This is a genomic window from Niabella sp. ZPM-14 (assembly GCF_055693045.2).
In genome coordinates this window covers 3,910,410-3,928,252 of sequence record NZ_CM181148.1, presented here as the reverse complement: position 1 = coordinate 3,928,252, position 17,843 = coordinate 3,910,410, and the positions used below count along the sequence as shown (strand labels likewise).

The 17,843-nt window shown below is 46.4% G+C and carries 15 protein-coding genes; 12 read left to right on the top strand and 3 right to left on the bottom strand.

Annotated features, from left to right (window positions below; genetic code table 11):
* Positions 1–121 precede the first annotated feature (121 nt).
* From ACU37H_RS16715 to ACU37H_RS16690, 6 genes are all read left to right on the top strand, one after another.
* Positions 122–1,057, top strand: a complete 936-nt coding sequence (locus tag ACU37H_RS16715; RefSeq protein ID WP_472704964.1) for a sterol desaturase family protein — start codon at positions 122–124, stop codon at positions 1,055–1,057.
* Positions 1,035–1,514 (top strand): YkgJ family cysteine cluster protein, encoded by a 480-nt coding sequence (locus tag ACU37H_RS16710; protein WP_472704966.1) that lies wholly within the window; start codon positions 1,035–1,037, stop codon positions 1,512–1,514. Before ACU37H_RS16715 ends, ACU37H_RS16710 begins: the two co-directional genes overlap by 23 nt.
* A gap of 73 nt (positions 1,515–1,587) precedes the next feature.
* Positions 1,588–1,881, top strand: coding sequence for a type II toxin-antitoxin system HigB family toxin (locus ACU37H_RS16705; protein ID WP_472704968.1), 294 nt, complete (start codon positions 1,588–1,590; stop codon positions 1,879–1,881).
* An 81-nt stretch (positions 1,882–1,962) separates the two neighbouring features.
* Positions 1,963–2,319 carry a helix-turn-helix domain-containing protein gene (locus ACU37H_RS16700; RefSeq protein ID WP_472704970.1) on the top strand — a complete coding sequence of 119 codons (357 nt, stop codon included), beginning with the start codon at positions 1,963–1,965 and terminating at the stop codon, positions 2,317–2,319.
* Between the two features lie 44 nt (positions 2,320–2,363).
* Positions 2,364–3,401 (top strand): glutamate 5-kinase, encoded by a 1,038-nt coding sequence (gene proB, locus ACU37H_RS16695; protein ID WP_472704972.1) that lies wholly within the window; start codon positions 2,364–2,366, stop codon positions 3,399–3,401.
* A gap of 60 nt (positions 3,402–3,461) precedes the next feature.
* Entirely contained in the window at positions 3,462–4,700 is a 1,239-nt protein-coding gene (locus tag ACU37H_RS16690) for a glutamate-5-semialdehyde dehydrogenase (protein WP_472704974.1), read from the top strand.
* Positions 4,701–4,733: 33 nt separating this feature from the next.
* Here ACU37H_RS16690 and ACU37H_RS16685 read toward each other — a convergent pair whose 3' ends face one another.
* Positions 4,734–4,904, bottom strand: coding sequence for a hypothetical protein (locus ACU37H_RS16685; protein ID WP_472704976.1), 171 nt, complete (start codon positions 4,902–4,904; stop codon positions 4,734–4,736).
* A gap of 256 nt (positions 4,905–5,160) precedes the next feature.
* Between ACU37H_RS16685 and ACU37H_RS16680 the strand changes: the two genes are divergently transcribed.
* Together ACU37H_RS16680 and dapA are read left to right on the top strand one after the other, a co-directional pair.
* Positions 5,161–6,132: an acetyl-CoA carboxylase carboxyltransferase subunit alpha gene (locus ACU37H_RS16680; RefSeq protein WP_472704978.1), complete on the top strand. Its 972-nt coding sequence runs from the start codon at positions 5,161–5,163 to the stop codon at positions 6,130–6,132.
* Between the two features lie 212 nt (positions 6,133–6,344).
* Positions 6,345–7,229, top strand: a complete 885-nt coding sequence (gene dapA / locus ACU37H_RS16675; RefSeq protein ID WP_472704980.1) for a 4-hydroxy-tetrahydrodipicolinate synthase — start codon at positions 6,345–6,347, stop codon at positions 7,227–7,229.
* Between the two features lie 48 nt (positions 7,230–7,277).
* Here the strand turns inward: dapA and ACU37H_RS16670 are convergent, their stop codons facing one another.
* Positions 7,278–7,790 carry an acyl-CoA thioesterase gene (locus ACU37H_RS16670; protein WP_472704982.1) on the bottom strand — a complete coding sequence of 171 codons (513 nt, stop codon included), beginning with the start codon at positions 7,788–7,790 and terminating at the stop codon, positions 7,278–7,280.
* Between the two features lie 80 nt (positions 7,791–7,870).
* Between ACU37H_RS16670 and ACU37H_RS16665 the strand changes: the two genes are divergently transcribed.
* Complete coding sequence (locus ACU37H_RS16665) at positions 7,871–9,586, top strand: ArnT family glycosyltransferase (protein ID WP_472704984.1); 1,716 nt, start codon at positions 7,871–7,873, stop codon at positions 9,584–9,586.
* Between the two features lie 6 nt (positions 9,587–9,592).
* Here ACU37H_RS16665 and ACU37H_RS16660 read toward each other — a convergent pair whose 3' ends face one another.
* On the bottom strand, positions 9,593–11,524 hold the full coding sequence (locus tag ACU37H_RS16660) for an LTA synthase family protein (protein ID WP_472704986.1): 1,932 nt from the start codon (positions 11,522–11,524) through the stop codon (positions 9,593–9,595).
* A 213-nt stretch (positions 11,525–11,737) separates the two neighbouring features.
* Between ACU37H_RS16660 and secA the strand changes: the two genes are divergently transcribed.
* The 3 genes from secA to ACU37H_RS16645 all read left to right on the top strand — a co-directional run bounded on the left by secA (position 11,738) and on the right by ACU37H_RS16645 (position 17,836).
* The gene (gene secA / locus ACU37H_RS16655) at positions 11,738–15,067 is read left to right on the top strand and encodes a preprotein translocase subunit SecA (protein ID WP_472704988.1); all 3,330 of its coding nucleotides are present in this window, start codon (positions 11,738–11,740) and stop codon (positions 15,065–15,067) included.
* Positions 15,068–15,391: 324 nt separating this feature from the next.
* Complete coding sequence (locus tag ACU37H_RS16650; RefSeq protein WP_472704990.1) at positions 15,392–16,084, top strand: hypothetical protein; 693 nt, start codon at positions 15,392–15,394, stop codon at positions 16,082–16,084.
* A gap of 414 nt (positions 16,085–16,498) precedes the next feature.
* The gene (locus tag ACU37H_RS16645; protein WP_472704992.1) at positions 16,499–17,836 is read left to right on the top strand and encodes a cytochrome ubiquinol oxidase subunit I; all 1,338 of its coding nucleotides are present in this window, start codon (positions 16,499–16,501) and stop codon (positions 17,834–17,836) included.
* Positions 17,837–17,843: the final 7 nt, after the last annotated feature.

Genomic DNA, 17,843 nt, shown 5'->3' with positions numbered 1-17,843 from the left:
ATTCGCCAGCCTTTTCTGCGCACACGATTGTACACAAATAACATGTGTATAAATTGTTTTGTTCGGAGCTGACGGATCGATGATGGAGCGTTCTGGTTATCCATTTATCTTTGCAGTTGCTATGCAATCTGCCAGAGAGAGTTTACTGCTGCTGCTTACGACCCCGTTATATATCATTGTAATCGGCCTGGAAATACTTTTGAGCCATTTGCGTAAACAAAACGCCTACACGTTTAAAGATACCGTACAGAACATTTACCTGATGTTGCTCAACAGCGGCATCGACCTGTTGTTCCGTTCCATCTACATCGGCGTCATTTTGTTATTTTTTTACAACCATCGCGTAGTGGATCCTATAGCAACACCGTGGCTATACTGGCTGTTGTTGGTTCTTTTTGAAGACTTTATGTATTATTGGCTGCATCGGGTGGATCATGAATGCCGCTTGTTCTGGGCCACACATTTCACGCATCATTCCTCGCCAAAATTCAATCTGACCGTGGGTTTCCGGTCGTCCGTAATGGAGCCGCTTTACCGCTTTGTATATTTTATCCCGCTGGCATGGTTCGGGTTCCATCCGCTGGATATTGCCTTTGTCTATTCAGCAACGCAGATCTGGGGCATCCTGATCCACACGGAAAAAGTAGGAAAGCTGGGATTCCTGGAACATATCCTGGTCACGCCATCCCATCACCGCGTACATCATGGCTCCAATCCCAAATACCTGGATAAAAATATGGGCATGTTGCTCATTGTATGGGACAAGCTGTTTGGCACCTTTCAAAAAGAGCTTCCGGCCGAAGCTTACCAACCCATCAGGTATGGCCTGACCACGCCTATTGAAAAAGAAGATGCTTTTAATATCGTATTTTATGAATGGATCAATATTTTCAAAGACCTTCGGCAGCGCGGCCTGACGCTCCGCCAAAAACTGGGTTATATCTTTGGGCCTCCCGGCTGGAGCCATAACGGCAGCCGGCAGACCAGCCACCAGATGCGTCAACAAGAAGAGTTTGATCCGACAAGAGCCCTACATGACCAAAGAGATATTACATAACTGGGAAAAGAAATCCAAAGAACATCGCAAGCAATACCAGCAGTTCCTGAAAAGAACTGATAAGAATAAGGTGTTGAAGCAATTGCCGGGTTTGCATGAGGAAGCTTTTGAAAAAATAGATTGCCTCTCCTGCGCCAACTGCTGCAAGAACTACTCTCCCCGCTTCAAAACGCCAGATGTCAAGCGCATTTCAAAATACCTGGGTATGAAAGAAAGTGTGTTTATCGACACCTATCTCCGCGTGGACGAAGACGGAGATTTTGTCGTGAAAGCTTCACCCTGCCCCTTCCTGGAAGAAGACAATACCTGCAAGATCTACGACGAACGCCCTTCCGATTGCGCACGCTTTCCTTATACCGATGAGGACGTTCTCATCAAACGACCGAACCTGACACTTAAAAACAGTGAGTTCTGTCCTATTACACATTATGTGCTGGAGAAGTTACTGGAACGATAGCACCGGTGTCTGTTCTAAAAAGAATTCCCAGAACGGGAACTAATCTTTATCTTTAAGCCCTAATGCTTTTAATTTGAGAGTTATTGCTAAAAAAGTATTGCGGGATTTTTGGGAGCGTCATCCCGACTGCGAGCAACAACTAAAAGCATGGTATAGTGAAGCCAGGAAGGCGACATGGGGCAACTTAAACAATTTAAAAGAGAGCTATCCCAACGCAAGCATTCTTACCGACGCACGCATGTGCTTCAATATAAAAGGCAACAAATATCGCCTCATTGTGCGCATCAATTTTGAATACCGGATTATATGGATTCGTTTTATTGGTACACATACTGAGTATGATAAGATCGACGCAAATAATATGTAGAATGATGAGGCATAATCAGTTTTCCGCGCACAGGACAGCTTCATGCGGAGTCTTATTCGACCCGAAAATAAACATATACGGATGAAATTAAAACCCATAAAAACTGAAAAAGATTATGCACAAGCTTTGGAACGGCTTGAGCATATCTTTGATGCGAAGGAAGGAACTAAGGAGGGAGATGAACTTGAGATCCTGGGAATTTTAATTGAAAAATACGAAGATGAACATTTTCCTATCGACATGCCTGACCCGATTGAAGCTATTAAATTCAGAATGGAACAAATGGATTATACTCAAAATGACTTAGCTGATTTAGTAGGTCAAAAAAGCCGCGCAAGCGAAATTCTCAACAGAAAGAGAAAGCTTTCGCTGGAAATGATCAGGAACCTGAGCGAGAAACTGCGTATTCCTTCAGAGGTATTGATCCAGGCGTACTAAAAACAGCCTGACTTTGCTTAACATAACCATCGTCCAACACAATTATGTCCCAAAAGGTTTTAGTAGTCAAATTAGGCTCAGCAGTAATCACAAATGCCAATGGAAATATCAACCAGGCGGTCATCCGGAAGATCGTCCGGGATGTTAGCGATCTTTCTAAAAGCTACAAGATCGTGCTGGTCAGCAGTGGCGCCGTAAGTAGCGGAAAAAAATTTATTGAAGACTACAAGGGAACTTTATTGCAACGGAAAGTAGCCGCCGCCATCGGCAACCCGATCCTCATCCAGCTGTACCGGAATTACTTTCAGAAAAGCGGGCTCACGGTGGCCCAGGCCTTATGCGAACGCGCTCACTTCAGCAATCGCAAACAGTTTCTTCAGCTCCGCGATACCTTTATGACTTTCTGGTCCCACAATATCATCCCGGTCGTCAATGAGAACGACGTGATCAGCGACCAGGAATTGAAATTCTCCGACAATGATGAGCTGGCGACACTTTTAGCAATTGCGTTCGATGCAGAGACCCTGGTATTATGCACTTCCGTGGGTGGCTTCCTGGACAATGAAAAAAAGATCATTCCCGAAGTACGGGAAATTGATAAGGAAGTATTGTCTTTGGTTAAGAAAGAGGAAAAGTCAGAGTTTGGCCTCGGTGGCATGTTGTCCAAGTTAACGTTTACAAGGCTCGCTACGAACCTGGGCATCAACGTCATCATGTGCGGACTAAAATCGGCAGCGCCTATCAGTGATGCATTGAATAAAAAAGCGGGAACCTGCTTCCACGCAAAAAGATCCAATCTTAAGAACCGGCAGAAATGGCTGGCCAGCGGCTCAATTACCCTGGGAAGCATCCGGCTGGATAAAGGCGCGGTCAAAGCTGTTACGGAACGTAAAAGTTTACTAACCGTCGGCATTGCTGAGATTAATGGTAGCTTCGCCATTGGTGAAGTGGTACAGCTGATGAATGACAACGAAGCCATCATAGGCGTTGCCAAAACCAAACTGGGCAGCGGCGATCTGAAACGGAAACTGAAAGAGAAAAATGTCCTGGCGGCACATGCCAACGATATTGTATTGTTATAATACTACAGCTGTTCCTCAGCACGGTTATATCTTAATTACTATTTAATAGTCGCAATAATCATGTCATTACAAAACACACTGGAAAAAGTTAATAAAGCGAAGATCGGTCTACAGCAATTGCCTGAAAAAAAACTCAGGCAATTATTACACGCTATTGCTGATGGGATCCTCGCAAATGAGCCGCTTATCTTAAAAGCCAACCGTAAGGACCTGGCGGCCAAAGAGGCTGACGATCCTAAAAACGACCGCCTGATGCTGAATTCCGAGCGCTTGCAGGGCATTGCGCGGGCCATCAAAAATATAGCGACCCTCCCGGATCCAACCGGACAGCTACTGGCAGAAAGAACCCTGCCCAACGGCATCCATTTGCGAAAAGTGACCGTGTCGCTGGGCGTGGTAGGCGCTATTTATGAAAGCCGGCCCAATGTAACTTATGATATCGCGGCGCTTTGCCTGCGGAGTCGTAATGCCTGCGTATTAAAAGGCAGCAGCGACGCGCAGCATACGAACAAAGTGTCCATCGGCATCATCCAGAAAGCACTGAAAACCTTCGGCCTGGAAGCTCACACTGTGACGCTTCTGCCTCCGCAAAGGGAGATCGTACAGGAAATGTTTACCGCCACTAAATATATTGATGTATTGATTCCGCGCGGTTCGGAGGGGTTGATCAGCTTTGTGCGCCAGAATAGCCTGGTGCCGGTCATTGAGACCGGAGCCGGTGTATGCCATATTTACGTAGAGCAATCCGCTGACCTTAAAAAAGCGGTGAACATTGTGGTCAATGCAAAAGTAAGCCGCCCTTCGGTTTGCAATGCCGTCGACGCCATTCTCGTCGATGAAGCTGTTGCCCCCACTTTCCTGGACAAGCTCGCACCCCAACTGGAATCTCACGGCGTAGAGATCTTTGCTGACGCAGCATCTTACAAGCAGTTAAAAGGTTATCCTCTTCTTAGCAAAGCAAGTGCTGCTGATTTTGGCCGGGAATTCCTGTCATTGAAATGTGCGGTTAAAATTGTAAAGAACATGAACGAGGCGCTGGACCATATTTCCCGTTACTCCACCAGGCATTCTGAGGCAATCGTTTCAAAAAATAAAAAAGCCTGCGAACGCTTTATTGCTGAAGTGGACGCTGCTGCGGTTTACACCAATGCTTCCACCCGCTTTACGGATGGTGAGGAGTTTGGGCTCGGCGCAGAAATAGGCATTTCTACACAAAAGCTCCACGCTCGCGGACCGTTTGCATTGGAAAAACTGGTAACTGAAAAGTGGATATTACAGGGAGACGGACAGATCAGATAACAACAACATAGGGTTTGATGATTCAAGAGCAACTCATTCCCTGGTCCGGCTGTAAATACTGAATGCAATCACATTCAATAAAAATCCTAATGCGATGATACCGCCCGCGATCATGCTCATCCGGCCTGAGTCGGGATGCTGAACAGCAATCACAATAGACACAACAATTAAGATCAGGCTTGAAATAAACAGTATATTTTTCATCGTTAACTCGTTAGTTTGATTGTAAAAAATCGATAGCCTACGTAATATAACAAAAAAATATCATACAAAAAAATTTTTAAGCCGACACCGGGGAGGCGAAAAACCGGTTATCATCAGACCAGATCCTGCCTCTAAAGTGAAGCTGGTGACGCTATCGCTGCCGCCCGTTGAACTTTTCCATATTTGAGCTCAGTAACGCATCCTCATTCCCTAAATAATCATTAATTTAGCCGCCTCATTAAAAAAGCATTTCACTATGCCACAAGTTGTAAACAGGCAGTTTCTTGATTTCGAGAAGCCGATCAAAGATTTGATAGATGAAATTGAGTTGACGACTGAACGCGAAAGAAAGACTGATATTGATTTAAGTGGTCAGATAGCACAACTTCAGAATAAAGTAGACGAAACCCGCAAGACCATTACCCATAATCTCACTGATTGGCAGCGCGTGCAACTGAGCCGTCATCCGGACCGGCCTTATACCCATAAGTACATCGAGCTGATGACGGAAAATTATGTGGAATTGTATGGCGACCGTAATATCAAAGACGATAAAGCGATGGTGGGTGGTTTTGCATCGCTGGACGGCCAGACCGTCATGATCATCGGTCAGCAAAAAGGATCCAACACGAAGAAACGCCAGCTCCGGAATTTCGGAATGGCCAATCCTGAAGGATACCGCAAAGCGCTCCGCCTGATGAAGCTGGCCGAAAAGTTCAACAAGCCGATTATCACATTGATAGATACGCCCGGAGCCTATCCCGGCCTGGAAGCCGAAGAACGCGGGCAGGGCGAGGCCATTGCGCGCAATATTTATGAAATGATGCGGCTTAAAGTGCCGGTGATCTGCGTGATTATTGGCGAAGGAGCCAGCGGCGGTGCATTGGGCATCGGTGTAGGCGATCGGGTGTACATGATGGAGAACACCTGGTACACGGTGATCTCTCCCGAAAACTGCAGCACCATCTTATGGCGCAGCTGGGATTATAAAATGAAAGCTGCCGAGCAATTAAAACTTACATCTACCAAAATGAAAGGGTTTGGCCTCATAGACGGTATTATCCCCGAGCCTGATGGCGGAGCCCATTGGGATTATGAAGTGGCTGCCCAAAATCTGAAGAAACAAATACTGGCAGGACTTGATGAGATCAAAGGCATGAAACCCGACAAGCGGGTGGAAGCGCGCATCGAAAAGTTCAGCAAAATGGGCTTCTGGGAAGAAGCGTAGCAAAAGTTGACAGATGATGGTTGATAGTTGACAGTATTTTTATTGTCCGAACAATATAGTACATAGCATCAGTCTTGCCCGCCCGGGTGAACTTCCGTTCGGGCGGGCGTCGCACTCTTGTACTGCGGAACATATCTCATCGTCGATTCTGTATCGACTATTGTCCATGAGCAACAAATCAGAAATAAAAAATTTCAAATCATAAATTTTCCATGTCTCTACAACAAAAACTTACAGGAACCGGTATCGCGATCGTGACGCCGTTCAACGCCAGCGGAGACTTCGATTGGCCTGCATTGGAGCGTCTGATCAATTTCTGGATCGACAATAACGTAGAATACCTCGTCGTTGCGGGTACTACAGGCGAAAGCGCCACCCTGACCAGAGAAGAAGAGCAAACACTGTTCAACTTTGTGAAAGAAAAAACGGCCGGCCGTGTACCACTCGTTGCAGGCATTGGCGGCAACGATACACGCGAAGTAGTGGAAGCCTTTAAAACAATGGACCTTGCGGGTTATGACGCTATTCTTTCTGTCGCTCCTTACTATAATAAACCCGGCCAGGAAGGCTTGTATCAACACTACAAGACCATCAACGATGCAGCGCCTTTGCCGATCATCATGTACAATGTGCCCGGAAGAACGGGTCAGAGCGTGAGCGCAGAAACAACCGTTCGCATTGCAAAAGATTGCAGGAATATTATTGCCACCAAAGAAGCATCAGGCAGCTTTGAGCAATTTAATTATATCATGAAGCACAAGCCGGCCGATTTTATGCTGATCAGCGGCGACGATCCTATTGCGCTACCAATGATCGCTCTCGGAGCGAAAGGCGTCATCTCTGTTGTAGCTAATGCCTACCCTAAAGCATTCAGCGACATGATCCGTCTTTGCCTGGCTGGAAAATTTGAAGAGGCGCTTCCACAGCACCTGAAGTTTACTGATATTATAGCTTCCTTATTTACTGAAGGTAGCCCCGCGGGCATCAAACAATATTTAAACGAAATGGGCTTATGCAGCCTGGATGCCCGTTTGCCGGTAGTACCGGTGAGCGAAAAGCATGCGGCTTATATCAGGAAGCTCATGAGCGAAATATAGTCGGTCGTCCATGGTCCGTTAATAACGGGCCATGGACGATTATAAATTTTACCCCTTCTCAAACAAAGCTTTCAACTCTTTAGCGTCGCCTGGCTTCATCTTTCCGCCTAAAATCAACCGCACCTGACGGCGGCGCAGAGCACCATTAAATAATTCAATATCCTCATCCGTCTCCGGCTCCAGGTCCGCTGCGGGCGTGGGTTTCCCGTCTTTATCCAAAGCAACAAAAGTGTAATAAGCCGTATTGCTCTGATACTTATTTTGTGCCACCAGGTCTTCACCCCAAACATTTAAATAAACCTCCATCGATGAATTGAACGCCCTGGTAACGCGTGCTTCAATATGCACGGCGTTGCCCAGTTTGATAGAGTTCATAAAAGAAAGATTATCCACTGAAGCGGTTACTACAGGTGCATTGCTGTGTTTCTGTGCTGCAAGGGCTGCGGCAATATCCATCCAATACATAAGCCTGCCACCCATCAGATTGCCAAACACGTTGGTATCATTGGGTAACACAAGCTCTGTCATAATTACTAAACTGTCCGCTGGTTTTTTAGCCATCTCAATTTTTTTGCAAATGTAGCCGCAAATTGAAGACTTTTGCGGTTCTTTGATGAAACTGCATGTAAAAAGCGCCTGATATGAGTACAACATTAATCGAAAAACCGGTGTCCAACCCTGAGAAAGATAACAAGTTATTACTTGGTTTAATGCTGGGCTGGTTTATCATTAACGCGCTGCAGGCCTACTTCCTGGGCCTCGAGGGAGACGAGGCTTACTACTGGCACCTTTCCCAAAAAATAGATTGGAGCTATTTTGATCATCCACCGATGGTTGCCCTGCTCATCCGCCTGGGAGAAAGCCTGGGGCATGGCTCTTTGTTCACGCGGCTGGGCACTGTCATTATCACGACGCTATCCGTTGGAATTATCTACAAAGCGCTTCCGGACTATTTAAAAAATATCAGATGGTATATTCTGTTATGTGCTTCTACCCTGCTGCTCAACGTCTATAGCTTTATCACGACGCCTGATGCGCCGTTGCTTTTCTTCGCCTCGCTGTTTCTTTTGGCCTATAAAAGCTATCTAAATAAAAGAAGTATTGCAAACAGCCTGCTGATGGCACTCTGCATCACGGGAATGTTTTACAGTAAATATCACGGAATTTTACTCATCGGGTTTGTCGTGCTATCCAATATCAGGATCCTGCTCAACCGCTACTTCTGGCTGACGGTGTTGATCACGACCCTGCTGTTCCTGCCCCATCTGCATTGGCAATACACGCACGACTGGCCCAGCTTCCGCTATCATCTCAATGAGCGGTTGGCAAGGCATTACAGAATTAACTACACGACAGACTATCTCCTCGGACAGATACTGGTCTTCGGCCCCTTTGTGTCCCTGCTTTTTTACGCTACTTGTTACCGGTTGAAAATAAAAGACCAGCTGCTCAGAAGCCACCTGTTTATTTTTGCCGGCACGCTGATCTTCTTTTTGATCTCTTCGTTTAAAAACACCGTTGAAGCCCATTGGACGCTGATTGCCGTGCCCTCGTTCATCACGTTGTTCATGACGCTGATCAATAACGGAAATGAGCGGTATCAGCGGCTTTTCAAAAAATTCGCCATTGCCAACATCTCCATTATTCTGCTGGCCAGAATTTTATTTATCGTTCCCAACTCTCCCTTTACCCTGATCCGGCATTATTATCCGTTCTTCTACGGAAAGCAGTGGGCGCAGACCCTCCGCGATAAAGTAGGGAATACGCCGGTGATATTTGAGAACTCTTATGTGTTGCCATCGTTGTACACGTACTACTATCCTGACGCTGTCGCTATTGACTACAATACCAAAAGTTACAGGAAGACTAATTTTAACCTGGAAGACGATTGCCTGCTGGCGGGACAAAACGCCTGGCATTATCAAATGACCAATGAAAAAGATTCCAGCCTGATCTATATTGACACGAAATACAACCCCGGAAAGCTATATCCCGTCGAAGCGTTTACCTGTGTGAACACGCTGAAGATAAAACCTTTACAACTACCGGAAACGATGCAACCGGAAACCGTATACCCGGTTACGATCCTTTTGGAAAACCGATCCGCTAAAGCCATTAACATGTACAACCCGCTGGAGATCGATTATGCTTTTTTCATAGCCAAATCAGACTTTATTAATGCTGAGGAAACGTACCCTATCGCGGGCGAGGCACTGGCCCCTTTTGAAAAGCGGTCGATTGCGATTCGCTTGAAAACGCCTGAAAAGCCTGGTACTTATAAATTATTGTTCTCCATCAGGAACCGCACCTTCTCAGGAAATTTTGCCAGCGCCTTTTATACGGTGACAATTCAATAAGCCAGTTTATCGCTGCACGGTCAACCGGTTTTCTATCAGCCGGTTATTGTATTGTTGAATAAAGGCGGTTAACCGGCGATGGAGCTGTGGAGCGACCGCCGACCGATCTTTCAGATCATGTTTGAAAGATCGGTCTCTTTTATAATTAAATAGTCCTTTAATGGTATGGCCATCTGAAAATAACGCATAATCTCCCTGAAACCATCGATACTCACCGGATTGCTGAAATGCAAAAGCCTCTTTCTGCTTCGCGCTGTCTAATACATTATTTCCATAAGCCAGGAAAGGTTTATTATAATTTAGATAACCCAAGATGGTAGGCATGATGTCGATTTGCTGAATAGTTCCTTGCTCAATCCCTCTCATCGCGCTGTCGCCAGGCGCGTATAGTAAGATTGGAATCGCGAAATCTCCCCACGCATTTTGGTACTCCGCATGATGGGTCACCGTTGCATGGTCTGCGGTTATTACAAACAGCGTATTATTAAACCAGGGTTGACTTTTAGCGTTTTCAAAAAACTTTTGCAGCGCCATGTCCGTATAGCTGATGCATTCAAACACAGGTAAGGCACCTTTTTTAAATATCCCCTCGTATTTGGCCGGAATCTTAAACGGGTGATGCGACGACAAGGTAAAAACCGTGCTAAAAAAAGGCTGTTTAAAACTGCCCAGTGTGTTGGCAAAATATTGTAAGAACGGCTCGTCCCATATACCCCACACGCCATAGTTTTCCGCATCATTGTTAAACTCCGTCTTTCCGTAATAATACTCGATACCTAACAACTTCAGGATGGCCGAAAAACCCATCGATCCATTGGGCGCGCCATGAAAAAAAGAAGTATGATACCCCTCGTTCTTCAATATATGTCCCAGGCTGCCGATTGTATCAGAGACGTAAGGCGTTAGTACGAAAGGATCCGCACCGCTTGGAATACCCGCAATACATGAGGGAATCGCATCAATAGACTTTCTCCCATTGGCAAAAGAATTCCAAAAGACTTTACTCTGTCCCGCAAGGGAATCCAGGAAGGGAGTGAATCCTTTATAAGTGCCGCCATCCAAATCGCGGTTATAAAAGCCCACAGCTTCCTTACCAAAACTTTCCAGGATGATAAGTACAATATTCTTTTTATTAAAATCACTCCTATTGTCCGGCAAGTGTAGAGGTGTATAAACAGAGGGCAATTCTTCATCGGTATAATAATCCATCTTTTTAAGTCCCTGAACTTTCATGGTGCGAATAAACGTGAAGGGGGTGTTCAAGACCAGGTTGATGTCACACGGATTATGGACGTAATCTCCGGCATTACTGATAGTGATCGGTCTGATACCCGGTCTGTAGCCGCCCCTGATACTGATTACCGTAAGCGCGGTCATCACCATCAAAATCAAAGTTGCATACCCATAATATAGCAGCCGGTTGGGCCCGTGAATTGGCCTGGCTTCTATACGCTTATACAGAAAGATCATTAGCCCCAGAAGCAATCCGAAAATGAGGACCACATACCAGAAATCAACAACAAAGGATACTACTAATTGCCCGATATGCTCCTCGTGCCTGAATTCGGACAACACAGCGACCGTAGTTCTGCGCAAGGTAAACCGGTAGTAAATAAAGTCAATACAATTGAGGGCTATAGCCAGCCCGTTGCACACATAAAAGACAATGTTAGTCGCTTTACGATATCCGGGGCTATTCCGCCAGCGGGCCGGGAAAGGCAGCAGCATCATGGCGACGACCAATATATTAAAATAAAACATCGCAGCAATGTCGAATCGCATACCACCTTTCAGGATCAATGGCCATTGATCCGCCTGGATATCGGCAAACAGGTTATGATTCAGTGCGTAAAATAGCAGCCGGCATAGAAAAAACAGGAACAAAACAATCGTTAGCCGGTATAAGACGACGATATAGTAGTTAGCTTTGGCAGTCATGGTGTGTAAAAATTGCCATCAAATTTAATTATTTAATAATAAATAACTAACTATTTTCTAATAGGAAAAAGTTGGGCAGTCCTTAAAGCACCTCTCGCCGTCCAGGCTATTTTTCTTATCTTTGCGACCCTGTCAAAATGTCTTTTATTTGATGTAGCACTGTTTTTGACTGTTTTTGTCTTTTTAAAGCATTTAAATAATTAATATATCATCATGTTTGGTTTTTTATCGAAAATTTTTGGTGGCAGTAAGTCTGAAAAGGATACCAAAAAACTTCAACCCGTTATCGAAAAGGTGAACGGTTTTTTCACGCAGTATCAGTCATTAACTAATGATGAGCTGCGCCATAAAACACAGGAATTCAGGAGCCGTATCAAAGAACACCTCAGCAAGATTGACGAGGAGATCGACAACCTGAAAGCCAGGGCAGACGGGCTTTCGCACGATGCGTTACTTGAAAAAGATAATATCTACAAACAGGTAGACGAGCTAAAGAAAGACCGCGATAAAGAGATCGAAAAGATCCTCGAAGAGATAATGCCGGAAGCTTTCGCGGTGATGAAAGAAACCGCCAGAAGGTTTAAGGACAACGGGCAAATCGTTTCAAAAGCAACGGACCTGGACAGAGAGCTGAGTGTAAAAAGCGAGTACATCACGATCGACGGCGATAATGCCATCTTCAACAATACCTGGACCGCCGCCGGTGGCAAAGTGACCTGGAACATGGTACATTACGACGTGCAGCTGATTGGTGGTGCCGTGTTACACAGCGGTAAAATTGCCGAAATGGCAACAGGTGAAGGTAAAACCCTGGTATCTACCCTGCCCGCCTACCTCAATGCGCTGGCTGGCGAAGGTGTACATATTGTAACAGTGAACGATTACCTGGCCCGTCGTGACCAGGAATGGAACGGACCGGTATTCGAATGGTTGGGGCTGCGCGTGGACTGTATCGACAAACACCAACCGAATACAGCAGCAAGAAGAAATGCTTACCTGGCCGATATCACTTACGGTACCAACAATGAATTCGGTTTCGATTATCTCCGGGATAACATGGTACACACCGCTGATGAGATGGTACAGCGCAAGCACCATTTTGCCATGGTCGATGAGGTGGATAGCGTACTGATCGATGATGCGCGTACGCCATTGATCATTAGCGGTCCTGTAGACAAAGCCGATGATCAGCAATATCATATTCACAAACCCCGGGTACATCAGCTGTTCCAGGAGCAGGAAAAGATTGTAAGAGCAGCATTGAACGAAGCGAAAAAACTCATTGAAAAAGGAGAAGACGATCCTAAAACGGGAGGACTTCACCTGTACCGCGCTTTCAGAGGCTTGCCTAAATACAATCCGCTTATTAAATTCTTAAGTGAGCCGGGCATCAAAGTAAAACTGCAAAAAGCTGAAAATTATTACCTGCAGGATCAGGAACGCAATATGCACATCATTGATGAAGAGCTGTTGTTCAGAATCGATGAAAAAAATAAATCAGTTGATCTTACCGAAAAAGGTTTAGGAACCATCACCAAATCAGGCGAAGACCCCGAGTTCTTCGTACTGCCGGATATCAGCGTCACTCTTGCTGATATCGAAAACAGCGACGCCAGCGCCGAAGAAAAATTAAGGCAGAAAGAATTAATCCTGAACGACTACTCTCAGAAAGCAGACCGCATTCACTCTGTTCAGCAGTTACTGAAAGCGTATGCCCTGTTTGAAAAAGACGTGGAATACGTCGTGATCGACGGTGCGATCAAGATCGTAGATGAGCAAACGGGCCGTATCATGGAAGGCCGTCGTTACAGTGATGGTCTGCACCAGGCGCTCGAAGCAAAAGAAAATGTGAAGATCGAAGCGGCTACACAGACTTACGCAACGATCACGTTGCAGAACTTCTTCAGGATGTATCATAAGCTGGCCGGTATGACCGGTACGGCCGAAACAGAAGCAGGTGAGCTATGGAGCATTTACAAGCTGGATGTGGTTACCATTCCTACCAATCTGCCTATCATCAGGGATGACCGTCAGGACCTGGTGTATAAGACCAAGCGTGAAAAGTATAAAGCGGTTATAGACGAAATTGAAGTATTGAGGAATGCAGGCCGCCCTGTACTGGTAGGTACCACATCGGTGGAGATCAGTGAATTACTCGGCAGGATGTTGCAACAAAAGAAGATCCCGCACAATGTATTGAACGCGAAACAACACGCCCGTGAAGCAAACGTGGTTGCTGAAGCCGGTTTGGCAGGCGCTGTAACGATCGCGACCAACATGGCAGGTCGTGGTACCGATATCAAGCTCGGCCCTGGCGTGAAAGAAGCCGGGGGATTAGCCATCATCGGTACGGAGCGCCACGAAAGTCGTCGCGTAGACCGCCAGTTAAGGGGTCGTGCAGGCCGTCAGGGTGATCCGGGTAGTTCCCAGTTCTATGTGTCTCTGGAAGATGATTTGATGCGTATGTTTGGTAGCGAACGTATTGCCGGTATGATGGATAAACTGGGTTACAAAGAAGGCGACGTGATTCAGCACAGCATGATCAGCAACTCAATCCAGCGCGCTCAGAAGAAAGTGGAGGAAAACAACTTCGGTATCCGTAAGAGGTTACTCGAGTATGATGACGTGATGAACAAACAAAGGAACGCGGTGTATGAAAAAAGAAACCACGCGTTGTTTGGTGAAAGGTTATCACTGGATATTGATAATGCCTTCTCGATTGTAGCAGAAAGCCTGGCCACTTCTTATAAAGAACAGGAAGATTTTGAAGGGTTCAAGCTGGCGTGCATCGTGAACTTCGGAATGGACACGACCACTACCGAAGATCAGTTCAAATCACTGGACGCAGGCAAGCTGGCAGACAAATTATATGCTGAAGCGATCCAGAGCTACAATGCACATATCGAAAGCATTGGCAAAAAAGCCGTGCCGGTATTTAAAGATATCAGGGCTACACAGGGAAGCCACATTGAAAACGTAGTGGTTCCTTTCACTGATGGCCGCAAAGCGATCAACGTGCTGGCGCCACTTGATAAAACTGTTGAAACCAATGGACAGGCGCTCACAGCCAGCATGGAAAAGACCATTACCCTGGCAGTAATCGATGATGCGTGGAAGGAACACCTGCGCGCGATGGATGACCTGAAGCAAAGTGTGCAGACCGCCTACCTGGAACAGAAAGATCCGTTGGTCATCTACAAGGTGGAAGCGTTCCAGTTGTTCAACAATATGACGACCAATCTTAACAAGGACATTATTGCCTTCCTGACACAGGCCAATTTACCTGATCAGCAACAGCAAAGTAACCAGATCAAAGAAGGCCGGCAGGAAAAAACTGATTTGAGTCAGCTGAGCGCCAACAAAGATCAGATCGATGCAGCAGGTGAAGATTATGCTGCAAACGAAAACGATTACTTTGATCCCTCCGCTCCACCGGTAAAACAAGAGCCGGTACGTGTAGGACCTAAGATCGGCAGAAATGATCCTTGTCCCTGCGGCAGCGGTAAGAAATATAAACAATGCCACGGAAAAGGTGGCGAATAATACACACGGATCCCTTCCTCTATCGGAAGGGATTTTTTTTGCCTGATACTGCCATTACCTTTTCTGTGTATAAACAGCAGATTGTTTGTTGATCAACAAATCATCCTATCTTTAAAACCGACGAAAAACTAATCCGTCAGTAAGATTTTAAAGTAATACAAAAAAGCATCGCACCGACCCGTGTTACGCTTACCAATTAGACAGATACGACACTGCATTCCACGGACCATATCTATTGTGAGCTGTCTTGTAACATGGGTCTTTCTCACCTGCGCTCCCGTCCATAGGTTACCGCAAGGCAGCAATGATCCTTTACCAGTACCCGTGGCCTATAATGATACCGCTACTTCCTGCGCAGCAACGCGCATGCTGTCCCTCGCCGTTTCCCGATCGGCAAACAGCGCCATGTTTGACAGCGCTGTTGCAGAGATTTACAATGCATCATCAAAAGATGGTAAAGAACATGTAATTTCTTTCGGAAAAGACATCCACAACCGACCGATCAGGTCAAAGGCAACCACAGGCAACATCAATGCCGGATTGCCCCCCATCGTTAACAACCAGTGGGGCGATATACATAGTCATGCCAACACGCTTCCTCCTTCCAGCGGCGATATTTACGGATTTATCGACCGCGCATTGAGCGATACCGCCTACCAGCGTTTTGTCGTAACGTCGCAAAAGACAGTGTACGCCCTGGCGCTGAAGAGCCGGGATGATGCGGCCCGCTTTAATGCACATCATCCGAGAAGGCCAGGTGTCCGGCGTCCCTCTGAAGAGGGCAGCGTTGTCTACTTTCAACCCACCTTTCCGCCGCAGATCGTCGAGGCGTTCGACCAGGTCAAGGGTTGGGGTGGCGCAACGCCGGAGGCAGCAACTGCCTTCATCCTGGAGCAATTCAATACCGGGATTGTACTGTTGAAACGAGACCATTCCGGACATTTCAAAAGGTTAATGACAATAACCACCGCAGATCCGGAAGGCAATAAAAAATACACGCTGTATACCTGTCCATAAAAAGTGAAGGCGTTACACGTCGCACGAAAGCCGCTACTACAAAGGAGATTCAAAAGGGTATTGATCCAGTCAACACAAATAAAGCACTACTAACAATAGGTGCGTTACATCGCCCTTACTCCTCTGTGCATCATCTTTGCGCGCTCCGTGGTGAAAAACAATAAATCTAAAAAAGCACTGCCCAACAATTAACAACCCTCCCGTTAACGGCCCGGTATCGACCCAGTCAATACAAATAAAGCACTGTTAACCGTGGACTTTACTTCTCCCCTTCCTCTGTGTATCATCTTTGAGCGCTCCGTGGTAAAAAATAATACATCTAAAAGCACTCCCCAACAATTAAGAACCTTCGCGTTAACAGATCTGTCGTACCTTTGCACCCAATTATCAACTCACTCCTAAATCCATACACTTATGGATGATTTTTTAGCGGCCCGGTCGCAAATGGCGCTTTCCCTTGGCTTTCACATCATCTTTGCATGTATCGGAATGATCATGCCGTTTTTCATGGCAGTGTCTCACTATAAATGGCTAAAGACCGGTGATATCACATATCGAAACGTCACCAAAGCCTGGAGCCGCGGCGTGGCCATCTTCTTCGCCACCGGCGCGGTGTCCGGAACCGTATTGTCGTTTGAATTAGGCCTGTTGTGGCCTGAGTTCATGAAACATGCAGGTCCCATATTCGGCATGCCTTTCTCATTGGAAGGGACCGCATTTTTCATTGAAGCGATCGCACTCGGGTTTTACCTCTATGGCTGGAACCGGTTCAATAAATGGTTTCACTGGATTACAGGTGTTATTGTTGGCGTTAGTGGTCTGGCATCCGGCATACTCGTAGTAGCCGCTAATGCCTGGATGAACAGCCCAACGGGGTTTGATTACGTAGATGGCCGTTACGTGAATGCGGACCCTATTGCAGCTATGTTCAATGATGCCTGGTTGTCTCAATCGATACACATGATCCTCGCCGCCACCGTAGCCACGGGTTTTGCCGTAGCAGGTGTGCATGCCCTGATGATCTTAAAAGGTAAAAACGTGGCTTTTCATGTCAGGGCTTTCAGGATCGCAGCCATCTTTGCCGCTGTGAGTGCCATCCTGCAACCGCTAAGCGGTGATTTTTCCGCCAAGGATGTTGCCCGGCGACAGCCCGCCAAATTAGCGGCTATGGAAGCGCATTTTAAAACAGAAACAAAAGCGCCGCTGATCCTCGGCGGCATCCCCGATGAGGAAACAGAGACCGTATCATACGCCCTCCGTATCCCTGGTGCACTCAGCTTTCTGGCCCATGGCGACTTCACTTCAGAAGTAAAAGGTCTGGACCAGATCCCTAAAAATGAGCGGCCGCCCGTGGCCATTGTGCATTATTCGTTCCAGGTAATGGTCATCTTAGGCGTGGCAATGATGATCCTTGCCCTCTTGTATTTTTTCATTTTATGGAAACGAAAAGGCTGGCTCGATAAACGATGGTTGCTGAAACTGTTTGTAGCCGCTATTCCTGCAGGTTTCATCGCAGTGGAAGCGGGATGGATGGTCACAGAGGTCGGGCGGCAGCCGTGGATCATGTATGGCTTTATGCGCACGGCCGATGCGGTAACGCCGATGCCCGGCATCGTTTATTCGTTTTATATTTTTACTGCGGTATATGTATCTCTCAGTGTCATTGTAATGGTGCTGCTGTATCGCCAGGTGAAAATGGTAGGCGCCTTGTATGACCTGCCCGAACAAAGAGTATTAAACACTGAAAATTAAATTGCCT

Excerpts from the sequence above, each read along its gene's own strand:
- ACU37H_RS16715 (WP_472704964.1), top strand. The coding sequence starts at position 122 with ATGCAATCTGCCAGAGAGAGTTTACTGCTGCTGCTTACGACCCCGTTA.
- ACU37H_RS16710 (WP_472704966.1), top strand. The coding sequence starts at position 1,035 with ATGACCAAAGAGATATTACATAACTGGGAAAAGAAATCCAAAGAACAT.
- ACU37H_RS16700 (WP_472704970.1), top strand. The coding sequence starts at position 1,963 with ATGAAATTAAAACCCATAAAAACTGAAAAAGATTATGCACAAGCTTTG.
- proB (WP_472704972.1), top strand. The coding sequence starts at position 2,364 with ATGTCCCAAAAGGTTTTAGTAGTCAAATTAGGCTCAGCAGTAATCACA.
- ACU37H_RS16690 (WP_472704974.1), top strand. The coding sequence starts at position 3,462 with ATGTCATTACAAAACACACTGGAAAAAGTTAATAAAGCGAAGATCGGT.
- ACU37H_RS16685 (WP_472704976.1), bottom strand. The coding sequence starts at position 4,904 with ATGAAAAATATACTGTTTATTTCAAGCCTGATCTTAATTGTTGTGTCT.
- ACU37H_RS16680 (WP_472704978.1), top strand. The coding sequence starts at position 5,161 with ATGCCACAAGTTGTAAACAGGCAGTTTCTTGATTTCGAGAAGCCGATC.
- dapA (WP_472704980.1), top strand. The coding sequence starts at position 6,345 with ATGTCTCTACAACAAAAACTTACAGGAACCGGTATCGCGATCGTGACG.
- ACU37H_RS16670 (WP_472704982.1), bottom strand. The coding sequence starts at position 7,790 with ATGGCTAAAAAACCAGCGGACAGTTTAGTAATTATGACAGAGCTTGTG.
- ACU37H_RS16665 (WP_472704984.1), top strand. The coding sequence starts at position 7,871 with ATGAGTACAACATTAATCGAAAAACCGGTGTCCAACCCTGAGAAAGAT.
- ACU37H_RS16660 (WP_472704986.1), bottom strand. The coding sequence starts at position 11,524 with ATGACTGCCAAAGCTAACTACTATATCGTCGTCTTATACCGGCTAACG.
- secA (WP_472704988.1), top strand. The coding sequence starts at position 11,738 with ATGTTTGGTTTTTTATCGAAAATTTTTGGTGGCAGTAAGTCTGAAAAG.
- ACU37H_RS16645 (WP_472704992.1), top strand. The coding sequence starts at position 16,499 with ATGGATGATTTTTTAGCGGCCCGGTCGCAAATGGCGCTTTCCCTTGGC.